This window comes from Allorhodopirellula solitaria, assembly GCF_007859855.1.
In the GTDB taxonomy this organism is placed as follows: Bacteria; Planctomycetota; Planctomycetia; order Pirellulales; family Pirellulaceae; genus Rhodopirellula; species Rhodopirellula solitaria.
The window spans coordinates 80,736-98,772 of sequence record NZ_SJPK01000005.1 but is presented as its reverse complement, the minus strand read 5'-3'; the positions used below and the strand labels follow the sequence as shown (position 1 = coordinate 98,772).

General features: G+C 58.9%; 10 protein-coding genes. 5 read left to right on the top strand and 5 right to left on the bottom strand.

The features are described 5' to 3' along the window. Positions 1-292: 292 nt before the first annotated feature. The 4 genes from CA85_RS11670 to ypfJ form a co-directional block, all read right to left on the bottom strand. Complete coding sequence (locus CA85_RS11670) at positions 293-5,644, bottom strand: bifunctional serine/threonine-protein kinase/formylglycine-generating enzyme family protein (RefSeq protein WP_246112716.1); 5,352 nt, start codon at positions 5,642-5,644, stop codon at positions 293-295. Between the two features lie 121 nt (positions 5,645-5,765). After that, positions 5,766-6,722: a DNA cytosine methyltransferase gene (locus tag CA85_RS11665; protein ID WP_146391525.1), complete on the bottom strand. Its 957-nt coding sequence runs from the start codon at positions 6,720-6,722 to the stop codon at positions 5,766-5,768. 102 nt (positions 6,723-6,824) lie between these two features. Further along, the gene (gene proB / locus CA85_RS11660) at positions 6,825-8,024 is read right to left on the bottom strand and encodes a glutamate 5-kinase (RefSeq protein ID WP_146391524.1); all 1,200 of its coding nucleotides are present in this window, start codon (positions 8,022-8,024) and stop codon (positions 6,825-6,827) included. Between the two features lie 159 nt (positions 8,025-8,183). After that, positions 8,184-9,038 carry a KPN_02809 family neutral zinc metallopeptidase gene (gene ypfJ / locus CA85_RS11655; protein WP_146391523.1) on the bottom strand — a complete coding sequence of 285 codons (855 nt, stop codon included), beginning with the start codon at positions 9,036-9,038 and terminating at the stop codon, positions 8,184-8,186. 324 nt (positions 9,039-9,362) lie between these two features. On the opposite strand from ypfJ, the gene rimO reads away from it, so the two are divergent. From rimO to CA85_RS11635, 4 genes are all read left to right on the top strand, one after another. Beyond that, the gene (rimO, locus tag CA85_RS11650; RefSeq protein WP_146391522.1) at positions 9,363-10,835 is read left to right on the top strand and encodes a 30S ribosomal protein S12 methylthiotransferase RimO; all 1,473 of its coding nucleotides are present in this window, start codon (positions 9,363-9,365) and stop codon (positions 10,833-10,835) included. Then, positions 10,832-11,809 carry a hypothetical protein gene (locus tag CA85_RS11645; RefSeq protein ID WP_146391521.1) on the top strand — a complete coding sequence of 326 codons (978 nt, stop codon included), beginning with the start codon at positions 10,832-10,834 and terminating at the stop codon, positions 11,807-11,809. Before rimO ends, CA85_RS11645 begins: the two co-directional genes overlap by 4 nt. Positions 11,810-12,001: 192 nt before the next feature. Then, a complete protein-coding gene (locus CA85_RS11640; RefSeq protein ID WP_146391520.1) occupies positions 12,002-12,625 on the top strand; it encodes a DUF533 domain-containing protein in 624 nt (207 codons plus the stop codon). 84 nt (positions 12,626-12,709) lie between these two features. Next, entirely contained in the window at positions 12,710-13,723 is a 1,014-nt protein-coding gene (locus CA85_RS11635) for a PDZ domain-containing protein (protein WP_186774886.1), read from the top strand. A 212-nt stretch (positions 13,724-13,935) separates the two neighbouring features. Here the strand turns inward: CA85_RS11635 and CA85_RS11630 are convergent, their stop codons facing one another. Continuing rightward, positions 13,936-14,154 (bottom strand): hypothetical protein, encoded by a 219-nt coding sequence (locus CA85_RS11630; RefSeq protein ID WP_146391518.1) that lies wholly within the window; start codon positions 14,152-14,154, stop codon positions 13,936-13,938. Positions 14,155-14,492: 338 nt separating this feature from the next. Here CA85_RS11630 and CA85_RS11625 point away from each other — a divergent pair, with 338 nt between their 5' ends. Beyond that, on the top strand, positions 14,493-18,032 hold the full coding sequence (locus CA85_RS11625; RefSeq protein ID WP_146391517.1) for a DEAD/DEAH box helicase: 3,540 nt from the start codon (positions 14,493-14,495) through the stop codon (positions 18,030-18,032). The last annotated feature ends 5 nt before the right edge of the window (positions 18,033-18,037 follow it).

Here is an 18,037-nt window from a genome sequence, read left to right as displayed (position 1 = left end):
GCATTTTTGAACGATCATTGGATACGAGAGCCATGCCTCAAAAAACCTTCCGCTGTGCTCTGCGCACGCTTCCGTCGGATGAACCGAGTTTGAGTCGAATGGTGTCGCCTCAAAATCGAAAACCGCTTGATTCGGTTGTTTTCGGCACCTCAATTCTGCGCGATGGCAAAATTGCTCGGCGCGGCACAGTGCTTCGAAAATGAAACGCGTTGGATCGGTCTGAGCGATGGGGAGCATGCTAATTCAATCCGTCAAGAATCAGCTTCGTTCTCAGCGACGAATTGCTTTCCGATCAGTCCTCAGCAACTGGGCGAGGAGGGAGAGTCCGGGCGATTCGAAATCCCATGTAGGGATGTTGGGCATCCATTCTCACTTCCTCGCGTTTTGCACTCCGCATGGTTGTCGGCACATAGAAGACTGCGCTGCCCCGGAAGATATTAAGACTCGAGCGCCAGCGTTTGGTCTCCACGCTGTCGTCGACGAGCACCGATTTGCTCAGGTTCCACGAGGATGAGGACTCACAGCATTCCATGACATTTCCAAGCGTATCGAAAAGCCCAAAATCATTGGGAATCAGCTGCTTGATCGGGTGAAAATACACTTGAGATTGACGTGTCGAGCTCTCAGTCGTCCAGGCATATTTTGGCAAGAGATCGTCGGCGTTGCCGAAGTGACGAGGCGTGGTGGTTGCTGCACGGGCGCAGTACTCCCACTCTGCCTCGGTCGGCAAGCGGTAGCCGTTTCGTTCCAGAAAGTCGTCCGGCAGAGTAATGTAGCCGACGGTCTCGAGTTCCTCTCGCATCTCGCTGATCGGAGGGTAACACATCTGATCTTCATCGATCCCCGCCTGTTCGCTCAGCCATCGGCAATAGCTGATCGCGTCAAACCAATTAACCGTGGTCATGGGGGAGTTTTCGTTGCGCGTGTAGTCGGGGGCGTGACGCGCTTCGGGTTTGTACTGCTGGAATTGTGCCAAGGTCACCTCTGCTGCACCGATCTCAAAGCTCCGCGGGATTATCATTTTTCGGGGTACCTCGCGATGATGGTCGCGAAAGGGCTCATGTCCCGGCGACCCCATTGGGAACTCGACAGGACCGAAGATCGCGATCAGGATATGGTCCTGATAGCGTGACCAGCCTGGCATCGGGTGGCTAGCTATGGTGGACGGTGACGGGGCCGTTTCGATTTTCGCTCGGATCTCATGCCAATCCCATTTGTGGCAGAGGTAGCTACAGATCGAGTGAATGGCAGCCGACGGATCCTGGGTTCCCCAATCCTCCATCTTTTGACGCAGCTGCGCCGCAACGGTCTCGGGTACCTGTTCCGGTTGAAACTGAGCGAGCGCAGTGATGAGGGAGAATTTTCGCGATGGATCGGTCTCGGTGAGTAGCTGTTGCAGCACAGCGGCCGGGTCTGTTCGGAAAGCGGCCATGCGATCGATTAAGAAAGAGCGTAATCGACAATCGGGCTTGGCATCGAGGTAGGGCCACAAGCTATCTGGCGCCCCGAGCCGGAACAACGCGATCGCTGCATTGGCATGGCGACTGGCAAAGGCATCTTTCACGTCATTGGAAACAAACGGCCGATGCCAGACCGAAGCGGCGACGAGTTTGTCAACTCGGTCATCGTAGACAACCGAGATGCTGGCTGGGCGGAAGTTCTCACTGGCGAGTGCGTGGCACTCGTGAAGATGGGCTTGGCTGCTCATCCGATCCAGAGTTTTTGACTGCATCCTGCCACCCTTCCACCATACTGCGGAATAGCTTACGTCGAACTCATCGAACGCTCCGACTGGGTTGATGCGCACATCGGATTGCTGCCACCCCTCCAAGTTTCTCGATTGATAGGAAAAAGGGGCATCGTTCCAAGCGTCTTGGGATTGGGGGTGGAAAGCCGTTCGCCAGCGGACCGAGCTGTAACGATCCTGGCCGTCTTGGTCGCGGGTTTTTAAGTTGGACTTGGGGACATATCCACCGTCTGCTAGCGGTCCCCAGCCTTCGCGTTCGTGCTCGTCTTCGGTGAGATGCAGGTAGATTCGCGAATCAATCATCGCGGCGGGAGCACCCGTCCAGAGGACGCCGTAGTTGAGAGTATTGCGGCCATCCTGCGCGTTCACCATCGTTGTGACGTCTGCGGGAAAGAGTTCCTGTTTACGCATCTTTGATTGGATCTCATCGATGTTGTCCGTATCCTGGTGCTGTGTGAACTCCCATGGCAGGTGATCGCGTACCCAGATCGTCGCCACGTGGGTCGCCGTTTCGTTTTGGTAGGCTCTTACGCACTGGGGGCGGAATCCGTACCTGCCGAGTCGTTCGCTTAGACCGGCGAATCGCTCCAATGGCAGACGCTGGCACATGGCAAATGAGTCCATGGCGATCCCTCCTAGATGCTCGATCTCTCTACGCAACTCCGCATCAATCTCGTCCGCTTGTTGAGTGATCGACGTGGCGGGCGGCACAGCCGACGGCCAGTTCGGTGTCGCCTCTTTCTCTAACTCGAGTTTCAATGCCTTGACGACGTTGCTGGGCAACATTTCCGCGACGGGCAAGAGCTGTTCAAACTGCTCGGGTGTGGCGATACATAACAAATCCGTCAGCGTTACGTGGTGCGTTGGCTGAAGGCATTTCGATAACACGATCGCTGAGTTCAGCCGCACCTGATCGGAATGCGGCGGAGCAAAGTAACGCTCCATCGGTTTGGACAGGTACCCAGCGATGTTGGCCAGTCCCGGTGCGAACTCGACGACCAAAGGTGTACCTTGATTGACGACGATTGTGGAAAGTCGTTCGACGTGTTCGTTCCACCTCTCATTGACTGGGTCCAGCTGTGCGAGAGCGAACGCAGCCCGCAGCCAGAGCGGATCATCCTCCGGAGCCGACTCGACGATTTGCCACAGTGAGCTGACCGACTCGCTGAGCCGTATTTGCAGTCGCTCACAGATCAGGTTGATCTGTTCGGCATCGGAGGTGAGTATCTTGTCGACCAATGGCTGGGTCTGCGACGGATCACTTTCGATCAACGCCAAACGTGCCGCCAAGATTTCATCGTCGGAAAGCTTCGGGTCGGAGATGACCGCTTGCAAAGCGGGGGCCACATAGTCGCGAATTGGCTCGAGGGTGGTAATGGACTCCAGGATGTGATCAGTGTCAGAGGCCAATAGTCGTTCCACGCCAAACTTCGTTTCCTGGGCGATCATACGCTCATTGACTCTTCCCTTCGTCCACAGGGCCCCTATGCCGCTTAGCAGTAACACTGCCGCAGCGGTTATCCAATGATAGCTATGAAAGCGGGTGGCAGCGGTCATCAGGGCTTGTTCATCAGGGTTGCGACGGCTGGCATCGGTCAGCGTCAAGATTCGCAAGTATTCCCAGTTGCTCGGTAGGAAGCGTGTTTCTTGTTTGCGCCGCCAGTACTGCGTCAGTTCCTGGAGTCGCAGCTTGGCCCGACCGCGTGCTGTTTGCTGGTCGCTACGGGTCAGCCATTGGCGCAGTGGTCGTACGAGGAAGTCGTGTGTTAATTGGTAGTACCGCGTTGATGGACCGGCATCCACGTCATCGGTCAAGCTGTCGCGCGCTGGATCATCGAGAATGGCAGCGGTGGGAGTGATCAGACGCAGTTCTCCATCGAGGGATTCGAGCAATTGGTCAAAGTCTTCTTGATTCAAACCAGAGACTTCACGCAGCTGCGACGCGTCCTTCATTTGCCCTTTAATATTCGAGCCGACTTCAGGTAACAACTCGGCCAAGACGGCTCGGGCAGGCACCTCCATGGCGCGGTGATGGGGTGAGGCGATTGAGTCGTGAAAGGTGGCGTCGAGGAAATTGATATCCACGCCATCAGCGCCGACGAAATTCCCAAGCGTTTTGCGATTCCATTCGCGTCCCTTGAGCAATTGGGCGAGCACGACTAAGTGAATCGAGATGACTTTGCCGTTCTCGGCGACCGCCTCGACGATCGAGTAAATGAAATTCTGTTGCTCATACGTCAGCGTCGCTGGATGAGCGGGCAAGCAACCGTAGGCGCGGCCGAACTCGGAGAGCACATACCTTGCGTGGCGAAGTTCGAATCGATCCACCGCCGTGCTATTGACGTCTTGGACCAGGTGAATGTCCAGCTCATGAAAAAAACGTGTCGCCGCCATCCAAAAATCGTCGCGAATCAGGACCAGGCATTGCAAGTTGATCCCGTCGCATTGGCGGATCGCATTGATCAATTCGGCATCGTTCATGATCGGATGCGCGTGCAGCCACTGCTCGAATTGATCCAAGATGATGACGACTTTCTTGCCGCTGGCCGCCTCGCCCCTGCGGATCGATGCCATCATTTGAACAAGACTAATCTCGTCTTGTGGTTCATCAGCGAGCGGTGCCAAGAGTCGCAGTAAACGCGATTCGGTGTGCTTGGCATTGGCTTCCACGTAGGCGACATGAACTGAGTTATGCAGCAGCGGTACCAAGCCCGCACGAACGAGCGACGATTTGCCAGACCCGGATGCGCCGTAGATGAGGCCCACTCGGAACGAATCTTGGGGCACGCGAGACTCCATCCGGAGTTTCAAGCGGCGGATCACTTCCGGGATACCTTGGGCATCCCGCACCCCGGGCACCAATTTCAGGAAAAAACCTTGGTCATGCTCGTCGAAGGCTCGCAGTCCTTTCGGGACAACGAGTGGCTCCTCCGAAACGCTCTCTACCTCGAGCGATTCGTTATCGGTGCGCACGGGCGACTTGGAACGGAAGTCGGGCGTGTGGTGGCTGTCGGCGAAACGCTGGAGGTCGTTGGCGAATTCGTCGCTGCTGCTGTAGCGATCCGACAAGCGTTGGGCGAGCGCTTTCATGCAGATGCGTTCCAGCTCGGCGTCGATCCGCCGGTCGAGCTGGCGAAGGGGGCGTGGCTCGGCGCGAACAATGTTCTCAAGCAACTGTTCGCTCGAGCCGCCCGAGAAGGGGCGTTCGCCGAGGAGCAACTCGTAGAGCACGATACCCAGTGCGAAAATATCAGCCCGGCCGTCGACCAAGTGCCCTTCCCCTCGGGCTTGCTCGGGGCTCATGTAGCAGTAGGTCCCGACCATCGTCTTGCGTTCGGAATTTCGATCGAGGTCGATGTCGCGAATGGCCAAGCCAAAATCTGTCAGCCACGGGCGATCGTTTTTCTCGATCAAGATGTTGCTGGGCTTCACGTCGCGGTGAACCAGCCCCTTTTCATGGGCGTGTTGGAGCGCATCGGCCATCTCGATGATCCACTGGACACTCTGGGCAACAGTGGGCCGACGCTGCTGCAAACGTTCGCGTAGATCGATGCCTTCAATTAACCGGGTGACAACGAAAAACGGAAACTCATCGGTCGAACCAACGTCGTAAACAGGAACGATGTTGGGGTGATCGAGCATGGCCGCGATCCGTGCCTCGGCATGCCACTTCGACGCATCCGCCTTGGGAGAGGGGAGTCGACGGGGGACCTTGATCGCCACCTGTCTGGCGAGCAGATCATCCGATGCTTGAAACACCATCCCGAACCCACCCTTGCCGATCAGTCGAGAGACCTGGTAGCGACTGATGCGTTTGGGAAGAGGGATATCACGCGCAGATTCTTCACCTGACCAAGTGAAATCGCCTTGTTTCGTACTATCGTTTTCGTCCGACACGGAGTGCTTTCCTCGTAAGACCTAACGGGGGGGACCGTGTAGTGTAGTCGATCTCAGTGTTCAAGTGGTTGGAACTGCTCGCCGCTCGCTCAGTCAACAGCCCATCGCGGTGCGGTATCGCCTATCGCGGACCGGCGGATCTCGCGACGGCTGGGGATGCAGATTCTAAAACCGCTCGGACAACGAAGACGGAGACACTATTGCCGAGCATCTTCCAGCGTCTGCGGACACCGATTCGATCGGGGAAACGGAACTGCGGTGAGAAACCCAGTAGCCGAGCGACTTCGGTTGGGGAGAAACGGCGCACCCGATCTCCCCTGCGGAGATAGGATCCCGATCGGATAATCGACTTGCCGTAGCCACTGCCGAAGCAGGCCGCCCGAGCCGATACGTCATCTGGGTCAACGATATCCATCGACGTCCGGTAGGAGTCGACAATCGCTCGATCAACCCAGAGTTCAGGAGCGGTTTGAGCATCTTCGTCGAGGATGCTGGCGATCGGGAAATTCCACTGTCGTGTCGGTGCCGCGATGCGAGGCGACGCCACCTCGCCTGCGTCTCGGCGGGCGATGAGGTAGTGCCGCCGGCGCAGGTTGGGGACACCGAATTGTGTGGGGCACAGATCGCCGCTCCAGGTCGCGTACTCGCGCTGGCCGAGGGCCTTCCGCAGGTCCGCCGCATCCTGAGAACTGGCAAATTCAGGCACGTTCTCCAAAATCACCACGCTCGGCAGCGTATCGCTGCGCGCCAAAAACCGAGTGATCGCTTGAATGGCATCGCAGCGACGGTCGCGCTGGGGCTGGCCACGGCCCCGCCGGCAATAGGGCTGGCACGGTGGAGACAGCCACCAGGTTTGGTGAGGATGCGTTGCGGTGATCTCGTGGAGATTCATGGACTCGAGACTGCGGCAATCAACGGCGAGACCGAAGTTGTGCTCGTGCACCGCGGCGCAGTCGCGATTGATATCGACCGCGCGGATGACGTTCAACGCGCGTTCATCGGAGTGGACGCAGTTGAACTGTCTCACTGATTCCGAGACACCGCCGAGCCCGCAAAAAAGTTCAACGAACGCGCTCATGGATTTTCGGTAGGCAATCGAAAGCTGTGTTGCAATATGCTGAGTCGCCGAGCACCCGCCCGCAGGCCAGCGTCAAGCGGTACAGCCCAGGTGGACCGGGCGTCATTCAGCGAGCGTGTGCAGGACGAGGTTGCTCCGATGGATCACGTTCTCGTAGGGGCGGTGGCCGAGTACCGCTTCGATTTCCGCGTTGGATTTCCCTGCGATGAGAGAGATCTCATGACTGCGATAATTGACCAAGCCGCGGGCGATCTCTTTTTCATCGGGGTCGAGCACGCGGACAACATTGCCGTGAGAGAAGCGGCCTTCGACCCGGACAATACCGACTGCGAGCAAGCTACGGCCTTGATCGGTCAATGCTCGGGCGGCCCCTTCATCGACGTGCAGACTGCCTTGGATGACGGCGGCCGTTCCGATCCAGCGCCGGCGGCCGCGGAGTGTTCGCTTGGGCGGTATGAAGAGCGTTCCAACCCGCTCGCCGGCGAAGATTTGATCGAGCACATCGTCTTGCCGGCCAGGACCGATGATGGTGGGGTGGCCGTGGGAGTTGGCCAGTTTCGAGGCGCGGAGCTTGCCCTCCATCCCGCCCTTGCTGACCGAGGACGACTTATCCTCTGCCATCGACATCACGTCGCCATCGAGGTCGTGAACGACTTCGATTTTCTTGGTGCCATCGGTGTCGGGGTGCCCGTCGTAGAGCCCGTGCACGTCCGTTAGCAAGATCAGCAGGGTGTCGTTGAACAAACCTGCGACGTGAGCGGCCAAACGATCATTGTCGCCGAAGGTTGTCTTCAATTCCGCGACGGCGACCGAGTCATTTTCATTGACCACGGCGATGGCGCCGAGCTCATGGATGCCATTGAGTGCGTTGCGGACGTGGAGATAGCCGCTACGTCGTCGCAGGTCGCTCTTCGTGAGGAGCACCTGGGCAGCCTGATATCCATGCTGCAGCAGTGATTTTTCGTATGATTTGATCAAATCGGCTTGCCCGATGGCCGCCACAGCTTGCAGATTGGCGACCTCGGTCGGTCGGGTAGGCAGGCCAAGTTTCGCGACACCGGCGCCAACCGCACCACTGCTGACCATGATCACGTGCCGGCCGGAGTCGGCGATGCGGGCGAGTTGTTCGGCCAAGAGGTCCACGCGTTTGAGGTCGAGTTTCCCTTCGCTCGTCGTCAGGACAGCGGTGCCGACCTTCACGACGACGCATTGCGTTCGGGAGATGACGTCGGCGCGGATGGCGTCGTTGGCAGCTTCGTTGTCGATGTCGCTGCCCGCTGGGGTATCGCTAGCGTTATTCAAAACGTTTCGGTCAATGGTGGAGAGGAAAGGAAGTCCGTGGGACTTGCCCCGGCAAAGACACAGGCAGTGTGAATTATCCGAGGGCGCGTAGTCAGTAAAAAACGGACGCGGCGGCCCACTTGGCTGGTGAAATGGGCCTGTCTGATTGAGTTCGCGGGGCTACAACGACATGTCGTCGAAGGTGTCACCTTGGCTCATGTCGCCGGTCCTGAGTCCCTTCGTAAACCAGAAAACACGCTGTTCGCTGCTTCCGTGGCTGAAGGTCTCCGGTTGCACGTAGCCCTTGCTGCGCTTTTGAAGTGTATCGTCGCCGATAGCTTGGGCTGCCGTCAACGCTTCTTGGATGTCACCCTCTTCGATAATCTGGTGCATGCGATTGTCGTGGTGCAGCATCACGCCGGCATAGAAGTCTGCTTGCAGTTCCAGTTTCACGGAGTATTTCAAATATTCGACTTCGGGGACCTGTTGACGAATTCGGTCGACTTCTTCGGTTACCCCTAGCAATTTCTGCACGTGGTGGCCGACTTCGTGGGCGACGACGTAAGCCTGCGCGAAATCGCCGGGTGCTCCGAGTTGCCGGGCGAGCTGGCTGAAGAATGAGGTGTCCAGATAAACTTTTTCATCCGCGGGGCAGTAGAACGGCCCCGTGCCGCTGGAGGCCATCCCGCAGCCGCTACGGACCTGGTCGGTGAACAGAACCAACGTTGGTTTACGGTATTGTTGGCGGTTCTGTTGGAACAGCTCCGTCCAGACATCTTCGGTATCGGCAAAGATGGTGGCTGCGAATTCCCCCTCCTCCTTCTGTTCAGCGGTCAGTTCGGTGGGCTCTCCGCTGGGGCCTTCGGCGACCTGTCGCTGTTGGGCCTGCTGGATAAACGGCAGAGGGTTTCCGCCGAGCAGTCCGATTACTATGGCGATCAGAATCACCCCGATTCCCCCACCAACGGCGGCCGGGCGGCCCATCGAACGGCGGTCCTCCACGTTCTCACTTTGTCGTCTGCCTTTCCAACGCATGCTGCCACCTGAATTTTGCCATGGAGCCTATCCAAAAAGGGGTCTGACCCTTGGGAGGCGAATGAATTTGCACGGTACTTCACGGCTTCGCCGGAGAGGGTCAGCCCCCTTTTCGGCGAAGCTCCTGCGAGCGAAGAACACGGCTCCTCGAGCCGAGTTCTAGGCCAAATTGTGGCAAACCTGAGAGCGGTTCGAAAGGTGACGGACAGAAAAGGCTTCTCCACCAATCGAAAATTTCAAATTGTCAATCCCGTTTTTTCTGGTTTAATACGGGTTCCGCAACGCCACACATGCTCCCCCCCTCAGCTAACCACCCATCGTTTGATGCAGCTACCGATCTACCAAAAGTCCGAAATCAACGTCGCCACGCCGCCACCGGGCCGAGCCGACGCCTCCGCAACGGGGGCCGCGGCAACGGATACGCTCGGTGCGACCATCGCCTCCCCAACGCGGGGGCAATATGCCGTTGTTTCCTTGGGCTGTCCCAAAAACCTCGTTGATACCGAACAGATGCTCGGTCGGCTCGATGCCGATGGCTACCGGATGGTGGACTCGGTCGAGGGGGCGGATTTCGTCGTCGTCAACACCTGCGCCTTCATCGACTCGGCCCGAGCCGAATCAATGGAAGCCATCGACGAGATGCTGGACCTCAAAAGGGAGGGGAAATTACGTAACGTCGTCGTCACGGGCTGCTTGGCCGAACGCCAGCAAGGCAAACTGCTCGCTGACCGGCCCGAGATCGATGCTCTCGTCGGGGTGTTCGGACGCAATGATATCGTCAGCGTTGTCGATGAACTCTATTCCGGCCTGGAAGAGCAACGCACCGTCTTCAAACCCGCGGCGGTCAACCCGCTCAGCGACGGGATCCGATCGGCGGTCACGCCGAGACACTTCGCCTATCTCAAGATCAGCGAGGGCTGTGACCGCTTGTGCACGTTCTGCGCGATTCCGAAAATGCGGGGCAAGCACTTCAGCAAACCGATCGAACAGATTGTTGAAGAGGCTGAGCGGCTCGGCCGGAGCGGCGTGCGAGAACTCGTCGTCGTCGCGCAAGACACGACCTACTACGGCATGGACCGCTACGGCGAACCACGACTCAACGAATTGCTGCAGCGGCTCGATCAGGTCGAGTCCATCGACTGGATACGGCTGATGTACTTCTATCCGATGTACATTGACGACGCCCTGATCGATACGCTCGCGTCGGCCAAGCGGATTGTTCCCTACATCGACATGCCTCTGCAGCACGCCAGCGACGCGATGCTGCGGCGGATGTCCCGCAAGACCACGCGGAAACTGCAAACCGAAATTGTCCAGAAACTGCGGCAGCGGATCGACTCGCTCGTCATGCGAACGACCATGATCACGGGTTTCCCCGGCGAGACGGAAGACGATTTCAAAGAACTGATGGATTTCGTCGAAGAGTCCCAATTCGAGAACCTCGGCGTGTTCACCTATTCGGTGGAAGAGGACACGCCGGCCGCCCGATTGCCCAATCGAGTCGATCCAGAAGTGGCCAACCGCCGCCGTGATGATTTGATGAGTCTGCAGCAGAAGATCGCTTTTCGATTCAATGGCAATCGTGTCGGCGGCGTCGAGGATGTGCTGATCGATGCCGCCATGCCTGAACAGGAGGGGGTTTTCATCGGCCGCACGCGACATGAGGCGCCCGACGTCGATGGTTTGGTGTATGTGTCCCAGGTCAGCGAAGAGTCGCCCGTCGAAGTGGGGCAGATTCGCCCCTGTGAGATTGTCGCGTCCCAGGGTTACGACCTCGCCGCTGCGGCGATGGAATGATCGTCCCCGAGTTCTGGTCCGAGGCGAAACGCCAGATCAGCCACCACGATCGACAAACAACGATTCGCCGATTTGGCTGGTCTGATGAGAGCGAAGCGGCTGCGCAGGAACATGCACGAGGTAGACTTGATGATGCGATCGAGCATATTCAGGCCGGCGAGCAGATGTTGCTTCGCGAACCCAAGGTGCCCTACAACGGGGCCGATGGGTTGCCGATTCGCGAGGAAATCATCGCGCGGCATGGAGATGCCGTCGTCACCCGCAACGCCTACGGCGCATTGTGTTTGAACACTCCCGATGTGCTATTCGCTGATGTCGATGTGACAATCAAAGGAGGATGCGCACCGTATTTCTATTCACTGTTTCTCTACGCGGCCGGCTATTTCGTGTTGGCTCGAATGTTTGTCGAGGCTCGTTCGATTTGGTTGTTCCTGCTCGGTGCGATCTTCTTTGTGATCATCGCCGGCAGCATCTGGCATTGGGTCGCAGACCGTCTGGCGGGCAATCCGAAAGATATCGCCCGCAGACGGATTGAACGCTTTGCCAAACGCTCGCCCGATTGGAGCTTGAGGCTCTATGAAACGCCGCTGGGTTGGCGTGTTCTCGTTACCCACGCTACCTTCGATCCGCGTAGCGAGGAGGTCAGATCGTTCTTTGAGAAAATCGAAGTGGATCCGATCTATGAGCGGATGTGTTTCAACCAAAACTGTTTCCGCGCGCGTGTTTCCCCCAAGCCGTGGCGAGTGGGGATCCCCGACCATCTTCGTCCCCGCCCGGGCGTGTGGCCGGTGTCAGACGCCGGGATGGCTGTGCGGACGCGATGGGTGCGACACTACGAGCAGAAATCCAAAGGCTTCGCCGCCTGCCGGTTCGATTCGAATTTGGGGGGCACGAGCGAGTGTCCCGCTGCCGCTTCGATTGTCCGGCTACACGATGAGCTCGCGTTCGCTCAAAGCGACTATCCCATCGCTTGACCCATCGATCGATCGCATCTCGCTGCCCGCGAAATCGTTTGGGGCGGTGACGCCCGCGCCCTCTCGATCGACGGTACAATGATCGGCGATGTGTTGCCGCCGCGTTCGTCGCTCGACGAAGTTTCGCGAGGCTAATCGCGCCGCGGCAGCACGCTGAGTTCTGTTCCAGATCACCGCTTGGGGAAACGTTCCATGGACATCACCGATATTTTGGGCAGTTTGTTAGGCAGCCAAACCCGTCGCGGCGGGAGTGGCCGAGGTGGGGCCGCCAAGAGTGCTCCGCAACGATCGAGCCCCAGTCGAGCACCGAGTTCCGGCTCATCCGGGCCGATCGACATCGACCGTGAAGCCAAAGAATTGGAAGACATCCTTCACGTGGCCAAAGATCGCCACGCTCAGGGGCCGGACTCCACCGCGAGACCCTCACCATCAGCCCCCGCTCCCAGCGCGAGGCAGACTGGCGTCGATCCAGAACAGGGCACACTGCTCGTTCGCGCGATGATCAATGCAGCCAAGGCCGATGGAAGCCTCGATCAGACCGAGCAACAGAAGATTATCAAACAACTCAAAAATCCGACTCGCGAGTCGTTGAAGTTCTTGCAGGACGAGTTCGACCGCCCCATGGACGTGCGCGGCTTTGCCATGTCGGTCCCCGTGGGGATGGAGCAACAGGTCTACACGATGTCGCTCATGACGATTCAATTGGACACCGGTGACGAAGCCAAGTATCTCAAAGAACTCGGCGACACCTTGCGGCTCTCCCAGGACGTTCGTGAACAGATCCACGAACGGATGGGCGCCCCGAGCGTGTACTGAGTGGGCCGGTCGGAATGGCTTTCTTGTATCGCGATGGAATCTCTTTTCTCTATATCTGATGAGCACCGAAACATGACACCTCTCATGCATCGACGTCTTCCCCTGTTGATAGTGTTTGCGTTGGCCGCTCCATTGCTTCGAGCGACAATGCTGCCTCCCGCACTTGGCCAGGACGCACTGAATTCGCCCTCAACCGCTTTAGTGGTGGACGGCAAAGTCGAGAACGTCTTTCAATCCGGAGATGATTATCTCGTCCAGATCCTCGTAAGACGCTCCGAGGCGCCTCGTTTGGACGCACTCGCTGGCACCACTTATCCGGCTCCTGGGCAGTTCGTTTATGCCCACGTTGGCGAGTCTCGTGCGGGAGTCGGTCGATCGACTCGCGACCGCAGCCTACCGCAACCCCAATCGCAGATCCGGGCCTTTCTCGCCGTGGGCAGTTCCGGCCAATGGCAGGCCAGTGGGGAGGATTGGTATCAAGCGAATCCCAGCAACGAGGATCCGGCCGATGGGGAGTCACCAGCGAGCGGAGCGGGCATCGGACTGACGACGCAGCGTGTCAATATTGGCCGGCAAGGCGCGTTGAAGGTCGTTCGAGTGATTCCAGACAGCGCTGCAGCGAACGCGGGGATCGAACCGGGAGATATCTTGGTCGAGGCCAATCGCGAGGCTCTGCAAAGCCAAAATCAATTGGCGGAAGCCTACCGCAAGAGTCACGGGCAGTTCTCGCTGACGGTGCGTGATGTCCGGACGGGGCGTGATGTGTTGGTCCCCGTCGCTGCAGGGGCAGCCGCCAATTCGCCCGGCTCGATGACCCGCAACCGTTCCATGCTGGCTTTGGGGGCAACGACGGAACTCGCCTTTCTCAATGGTGAGCCGGTCGTGAAGGTGACCGAGGTCGAAACCAACAGCCCAGCCGCTCTGGGTGGCCTGAAAAAGGGGTGGTTGGTCTTGGAGGCGGACGGAGAATCCATTGCCAGCCCGCAGGATCTGACCGCTGCTGAGCAGGCATCACGAGGCCGCATGGAGTTGGTCGTCGTGGATCCCAAGGACGATCGCAAGCGAGAACAAACGCTCCGCATTTCGCTCGGCCGCTAGGATTCCAGGCGACCTGTCCGGACTGGCGTGGACTTAAGCGGTTTTAGATTTTGAGCCGACCACGCCATTCCGACCTGTCCCAGTTCACGACATCGATTGATCAAGAACGCGGGAACGCCAACTCGCGAGTTTCAAAGTGGCGTTTGCCTCCAGCTTGCGATGTCGGCCGACCGCACGCTGGACGCTTACGCCACTTGTTGTTTCCCCGGTGTTTACTCGGCAGCGTCTTGCTGCTCGTCGCCCGGGAGTTCTTCAGCCGGGACGGGAGTGCCGTCGTCGACCATGTCGTCGGAGAATTCGGTAGCGACTTCGCCGTCCTCGGTCGTGATGGCTTGTTCACGGGGCGGCTGGCAACCCGTGGTCAGAGCCAACGCGGACAGAAGAGTGAACGAAACAGCGATCGTTTGGAATCGAAAGCGAAGGTGTGCCATGGAACTGCTCGACGGAGAGATGGGAAAGGAAACGGAGACGGCAATGTACCGGTCGACGCCGACCGATGGAATCAGCCGTGTGTTTTGAGCCGGCCCGTCCGAGTTCGCTGCGTTGAAGGAAAGTGGAATTCGTACTCAAACGTGCTTCTCTGGCGTCGAATCAGCCCGCATGCGGGCTAATTCAGAAAGAATCGTTAACTACCATCGCAATTCAGCGGCTCGACGTGTACCCTGGTTCGCTCAAATTTCCGATAGCCACCCGGTTCTAATTTTGAGGCGGGGAACATCGTGGCCATACCGGAAATGCTCGCTTTTTCACCAACGGGAACAATGACGGCATGGATTGGATCGCCGAAGACCAGATTGGATCACTCGGACTGCTGCTAGGCGAAGCCGTTGAGCGTTTGGTCGATTCGCATGATCAAGAGTTCGACAAACACGCGGCCATGATGAACGTGAAGACGCCCACGCTGACGCAGGGCGACGAGGGCGTTCGTTTTGAGTTTCAGGTGAGGGGGAATCGCCAGCGGACGCAGAACGTTGTCATCATGGTTCATCCGCAACCCGACCCGGACGACCCGGGCGCCGAATCGATGCAGTTGCGGGGCGAGTGCGAGTGCGGATGTGCGGCCCATCAACGCCAGCTCCGCTGCGCCCATACGCTCGCTTGCGCGTGGTGGATGCAGGAGCAGATCACGCGGCGACGGGGCAACGGCCAGCTGTTCGAATTTCTCGCTGGATTGAAAGCTGACGCGGTCGCGGCTGGGAAACAGTTCGTGGACGAATTGCTGCGGCGGGCCGCCAGCGCCCGGCCCGAGCGAGCCGAAGCAGAGCCGACTCAGTTGCAGTGGCGACTCCGGGTCAACGCGGCATCCCAAGCCACCCCGCTGACGATCACACCTTTTGAGCAGCGTGCGCGCAAGGGTGGCAAGGGATGGACCAAGGGCCGTGAGGTCCGCAGCTTCGATCTGCTCGAGCAGAACCTGCTCACCGAGCCGCTCGACAGCCAAATCGCGTCGCTGACGTCGATTCCGACACACGGATTCCGCGAAGACCAATACGGCATGTTCCAAGCCTTGCGGCTGCTCGCGGGGCATGAAAACGTCACCTGGGACGATTCCGACGCATCGCCTATCAACGTTTACAGCAGTCAGCTCAGTCTGACGCTGCATCCTGTGGAAGTGGACGGGGCCAAGCAATCCAAGCAATCTGGCCCGACGGGTGCGAAGACGAGCGGTAAAACGGCCCGCAAGAAAAAGCAACCCGCCAAGTCCGGTCGTTCCAAATCTCTCGCCGAACTCACCGATTTCCCTGAACTCAACGGGGCATCGGAGGCCGCAGCCGATTCCGCTGCCACGATGACGGTTGATCGCCCCAGCGACGTGCCGCCGCGAGACGCGTTGGCAGCCCCGCCGGGCGAAACGACCGCGGTGCAGTTCCAACCGCGACTCACCGTGGAAGGCATCGATATCGACGTGCATTCCTGTGAAGTCCTGTTCGGTCATACAAGTCCGGTCGAGCCCGTTGTGGTGTTGGCCGATCGGGAGCGCGACCGGTTGGTGGTCTGCACCCTGATCGATTCGGCGGCCAGCGGATTGATTCAGTTCCTCCTGCGAGAGGACTATCGCGACACAATGCTCGATGAGAAATCGGCGGCCAAGCTCGCATTGTCCGCTGGCACAATCGATTCACTGATCCATGTCGCCCTGCCGCCCCAATTGGCCGGGCCGATTCAACCGATCCAAAGCGAGCTGATTCTGCAGATGCGTCCTCGTCCGGGGGCGGGATTGAAAGTCGCACTTCGCGCCCACGATAATCGGTTCCGCAGTTCACTCGTGCCGGGACAGCAACCGGACATTGTGCCCTGCTTGAGTGAGACCGGGCCGGTGCGATTGCAGCGAAGCCTGACGGGGGAACTCGAGTCGGCGCAGCAGATCGTTGAGCGGTTTGCGTTGAACAAACTTTCCAGCGATGGAGACCATGAGTGGGTCGCAGTCAGCGATCATGCGGCGCTCGATTTGCTCGGCCGCCTCCACGACGTCGGCGATGACGCTCCACGGATTGTGTGGCCCGAGGGTGAGACGTTCCGGGTGCGCGGCGAGATCACACCGAAGTCACTACGAGTGCAAATTGACGATTCACCCGATTGGTTCGGCGTGACGGGATCGGTCACGATCGATGGGGTGGAAGTGCCCCTGAACGACCTCTTGTTGGCCGTCCGCGAGGACCGCCAACTCGTCCGTGTGGGCGACCGCAAGTTCGCCAAGATCAGTGAAGCGTTCCGTCGCCGGCTGACCCAGTTGGCCGATACGCTGGTCGCCGAAAAGGGGCACTTGAAGCTACCTGCCGCTGCCGTACCCGTGGCGCAAGAAGTCATCGGTGATGACGTGTCGTTGGAGGCAACCGTGGCTTGGCACCAAGCCGTTGAACGCCTCGATACGCTTGGTAGCTGGAATCCGGAGCGTCCCTCGGGACTCGACGCGACCCTGCGTGATTATCAGCTCGACGGCTATCGATGGCTCGCCCGCCTGAGCCACTGGGGCGTCGGTGGCGTGCTCGCCGACGACATGGGTTTGGGGAAAACGGTACAGACGCTCGGTATCTTGATCGATCGATCTTCCGAAGGTCCCGCGCTTGTGATCGCACCGACGAGTGTGGGTGAAAACTGGGTTCGCGAAGCGGCTCGGTTCGCCCCGTCGCTCAATGCGGTCCTGTACCGTGATTGCGATCGCGACGAAATCATCAAGACAGCCGGCCCGGGAACCGTCCTGATCGTTAGCTATCAACTGATGCAGCGAGACGCCAAGCGATTTGCTACGCGGCCATGGACAACGCTCGTGCTCGACGAAGCCCAGTTCATCAAAAATTCCCAAACTAAAACGTCTCAAGCCATTCGCACCCTCCAGGCGGATTGGCGATTGGGGCTTTCGGGAACGCCACTGGAAAACCATCTCGGCGAGCTGTGGAGCCTCTTCCGCACGCTCAGCCCGGGGCTGCTCGGTTCGTGGCAGCGATTCCGCAGCCGGTTTGCTGAGCCGATCGAACGACACAATGACGCCGAACGCCGTGAATCACTCGCGCGGTTGGTTCGTCCCTTCATCCTGCGGCGGACCAAAGACAAAGTGCTGACGGAATTGCCGCCGCGGACGGAGATCACACTGCGTGCTGAGCTCAGTGATCCCGAACGCAAACTCTACGAGGACGCCCGCATGGCCGCTCTCGCCGAGCTTACCCAAGGGTCGGCCGATGGGGAGAAATCACACGAGGGCCGCCGCCGAATTCAAACGCTCGCGTGGCTGACACGCCTGCGGCAACTCGCCTGCCATCCGGCGCTGGTGGATGCGGATTGGAAGGGGACATCGGCGAAACTCGACCTGCTGATGTCACTCGTTGACGAGCTCCGCGACGGGGATCACCGAGCGCTTGTATTCAGCCAGTTCGTCAAGCATCTCGGTGTCGTCCGCGAAGTACTTGATCGACGCGGTATCCCCTACCAATACCTCGATGGGTCGACACCCTCGCAGGAGCGTCAGCGCCGCGTCGATGCCTTCCAGGCCGGCGAGGGGGATCTATTCCTGATCTCGCTCAAGGCCGGTGGCACGGGGCTCAACCTCACCGCAGCCGACTATGTCTTGCACCTCGATCCTTGGTGGAACCCAGCGGTCGAAGATCAAGCGACGGACCGCGCCCACCGGATCGGTCAAGAACGCCCGGTCACGGTGTATCGATTGGTTGCCGAACGCACGATCGAAGAGCAGATCCTGCAGCTGCATGCGGACAAACGCGAGCTTGTCGCCGGCGTGCTCGATGGCACCGACGCCGCGGCACGATTGCAAACCCAAGACTTGATCGAGTTGATCAAGAGTGAAATGGCGTAGACGGC

Coding starts and splice junctions, on each gene's coding strand:
- CA85_RS11665 (WP_146391525.1), bottom strand. CDS start 6,722: ATGAGCGCGTTCGTTGAACTTTTTTGCGGGCTCGGCGGTGTCTCGGAA.
- ypfJ (WP_146391523.1), bottom strand. CDS start 9,038: ATGCGTTGGAAAGGCAGACGACAAAGTGAGAACGTGGAGGACCGCCGT.
- rimO (WP_146391522.1), top strand. CDS start 9,363: ATGCAGCTACCGATCTACCAAAAGTCCGAAATCAACGTCGCCACGCCG.
- CA85_RS11645 (WP_146391521.1), top strand. CDS start 10,832: ATGATCGTCCCCGAGTTCTGGTCCGAGGCGAAACGCCAGATCAGCCAC.
- CA85_RS11640 (WP_146391520.1), top strand. CDS start 12,002: ATGGACATCACCGATATTTTGGGCAGTTTGTTAGGCAGCCAAACCCGT.
- CA85_RS11635 (WP_186774886.1), top strand. CDS start 12,710: ATGCATCGACGTCTTCCCCTGTTGATAGTGTTTGCGTTGGCCGCTCCA.
- CA85_RS11630 (WP_146391518.1), bottom strand. CDS start 14,154: ATGGCACACCTTCGCTTTCGATTCCAAACGATCGCTGTTTCGTTCACT.
- CA85_RS11625 (WP_146391517.1), top strand. CDS start 14,493: ATGGATTGGATCGCCGAAGACCAGATTGGATCACTCGGACTGCTGCTA.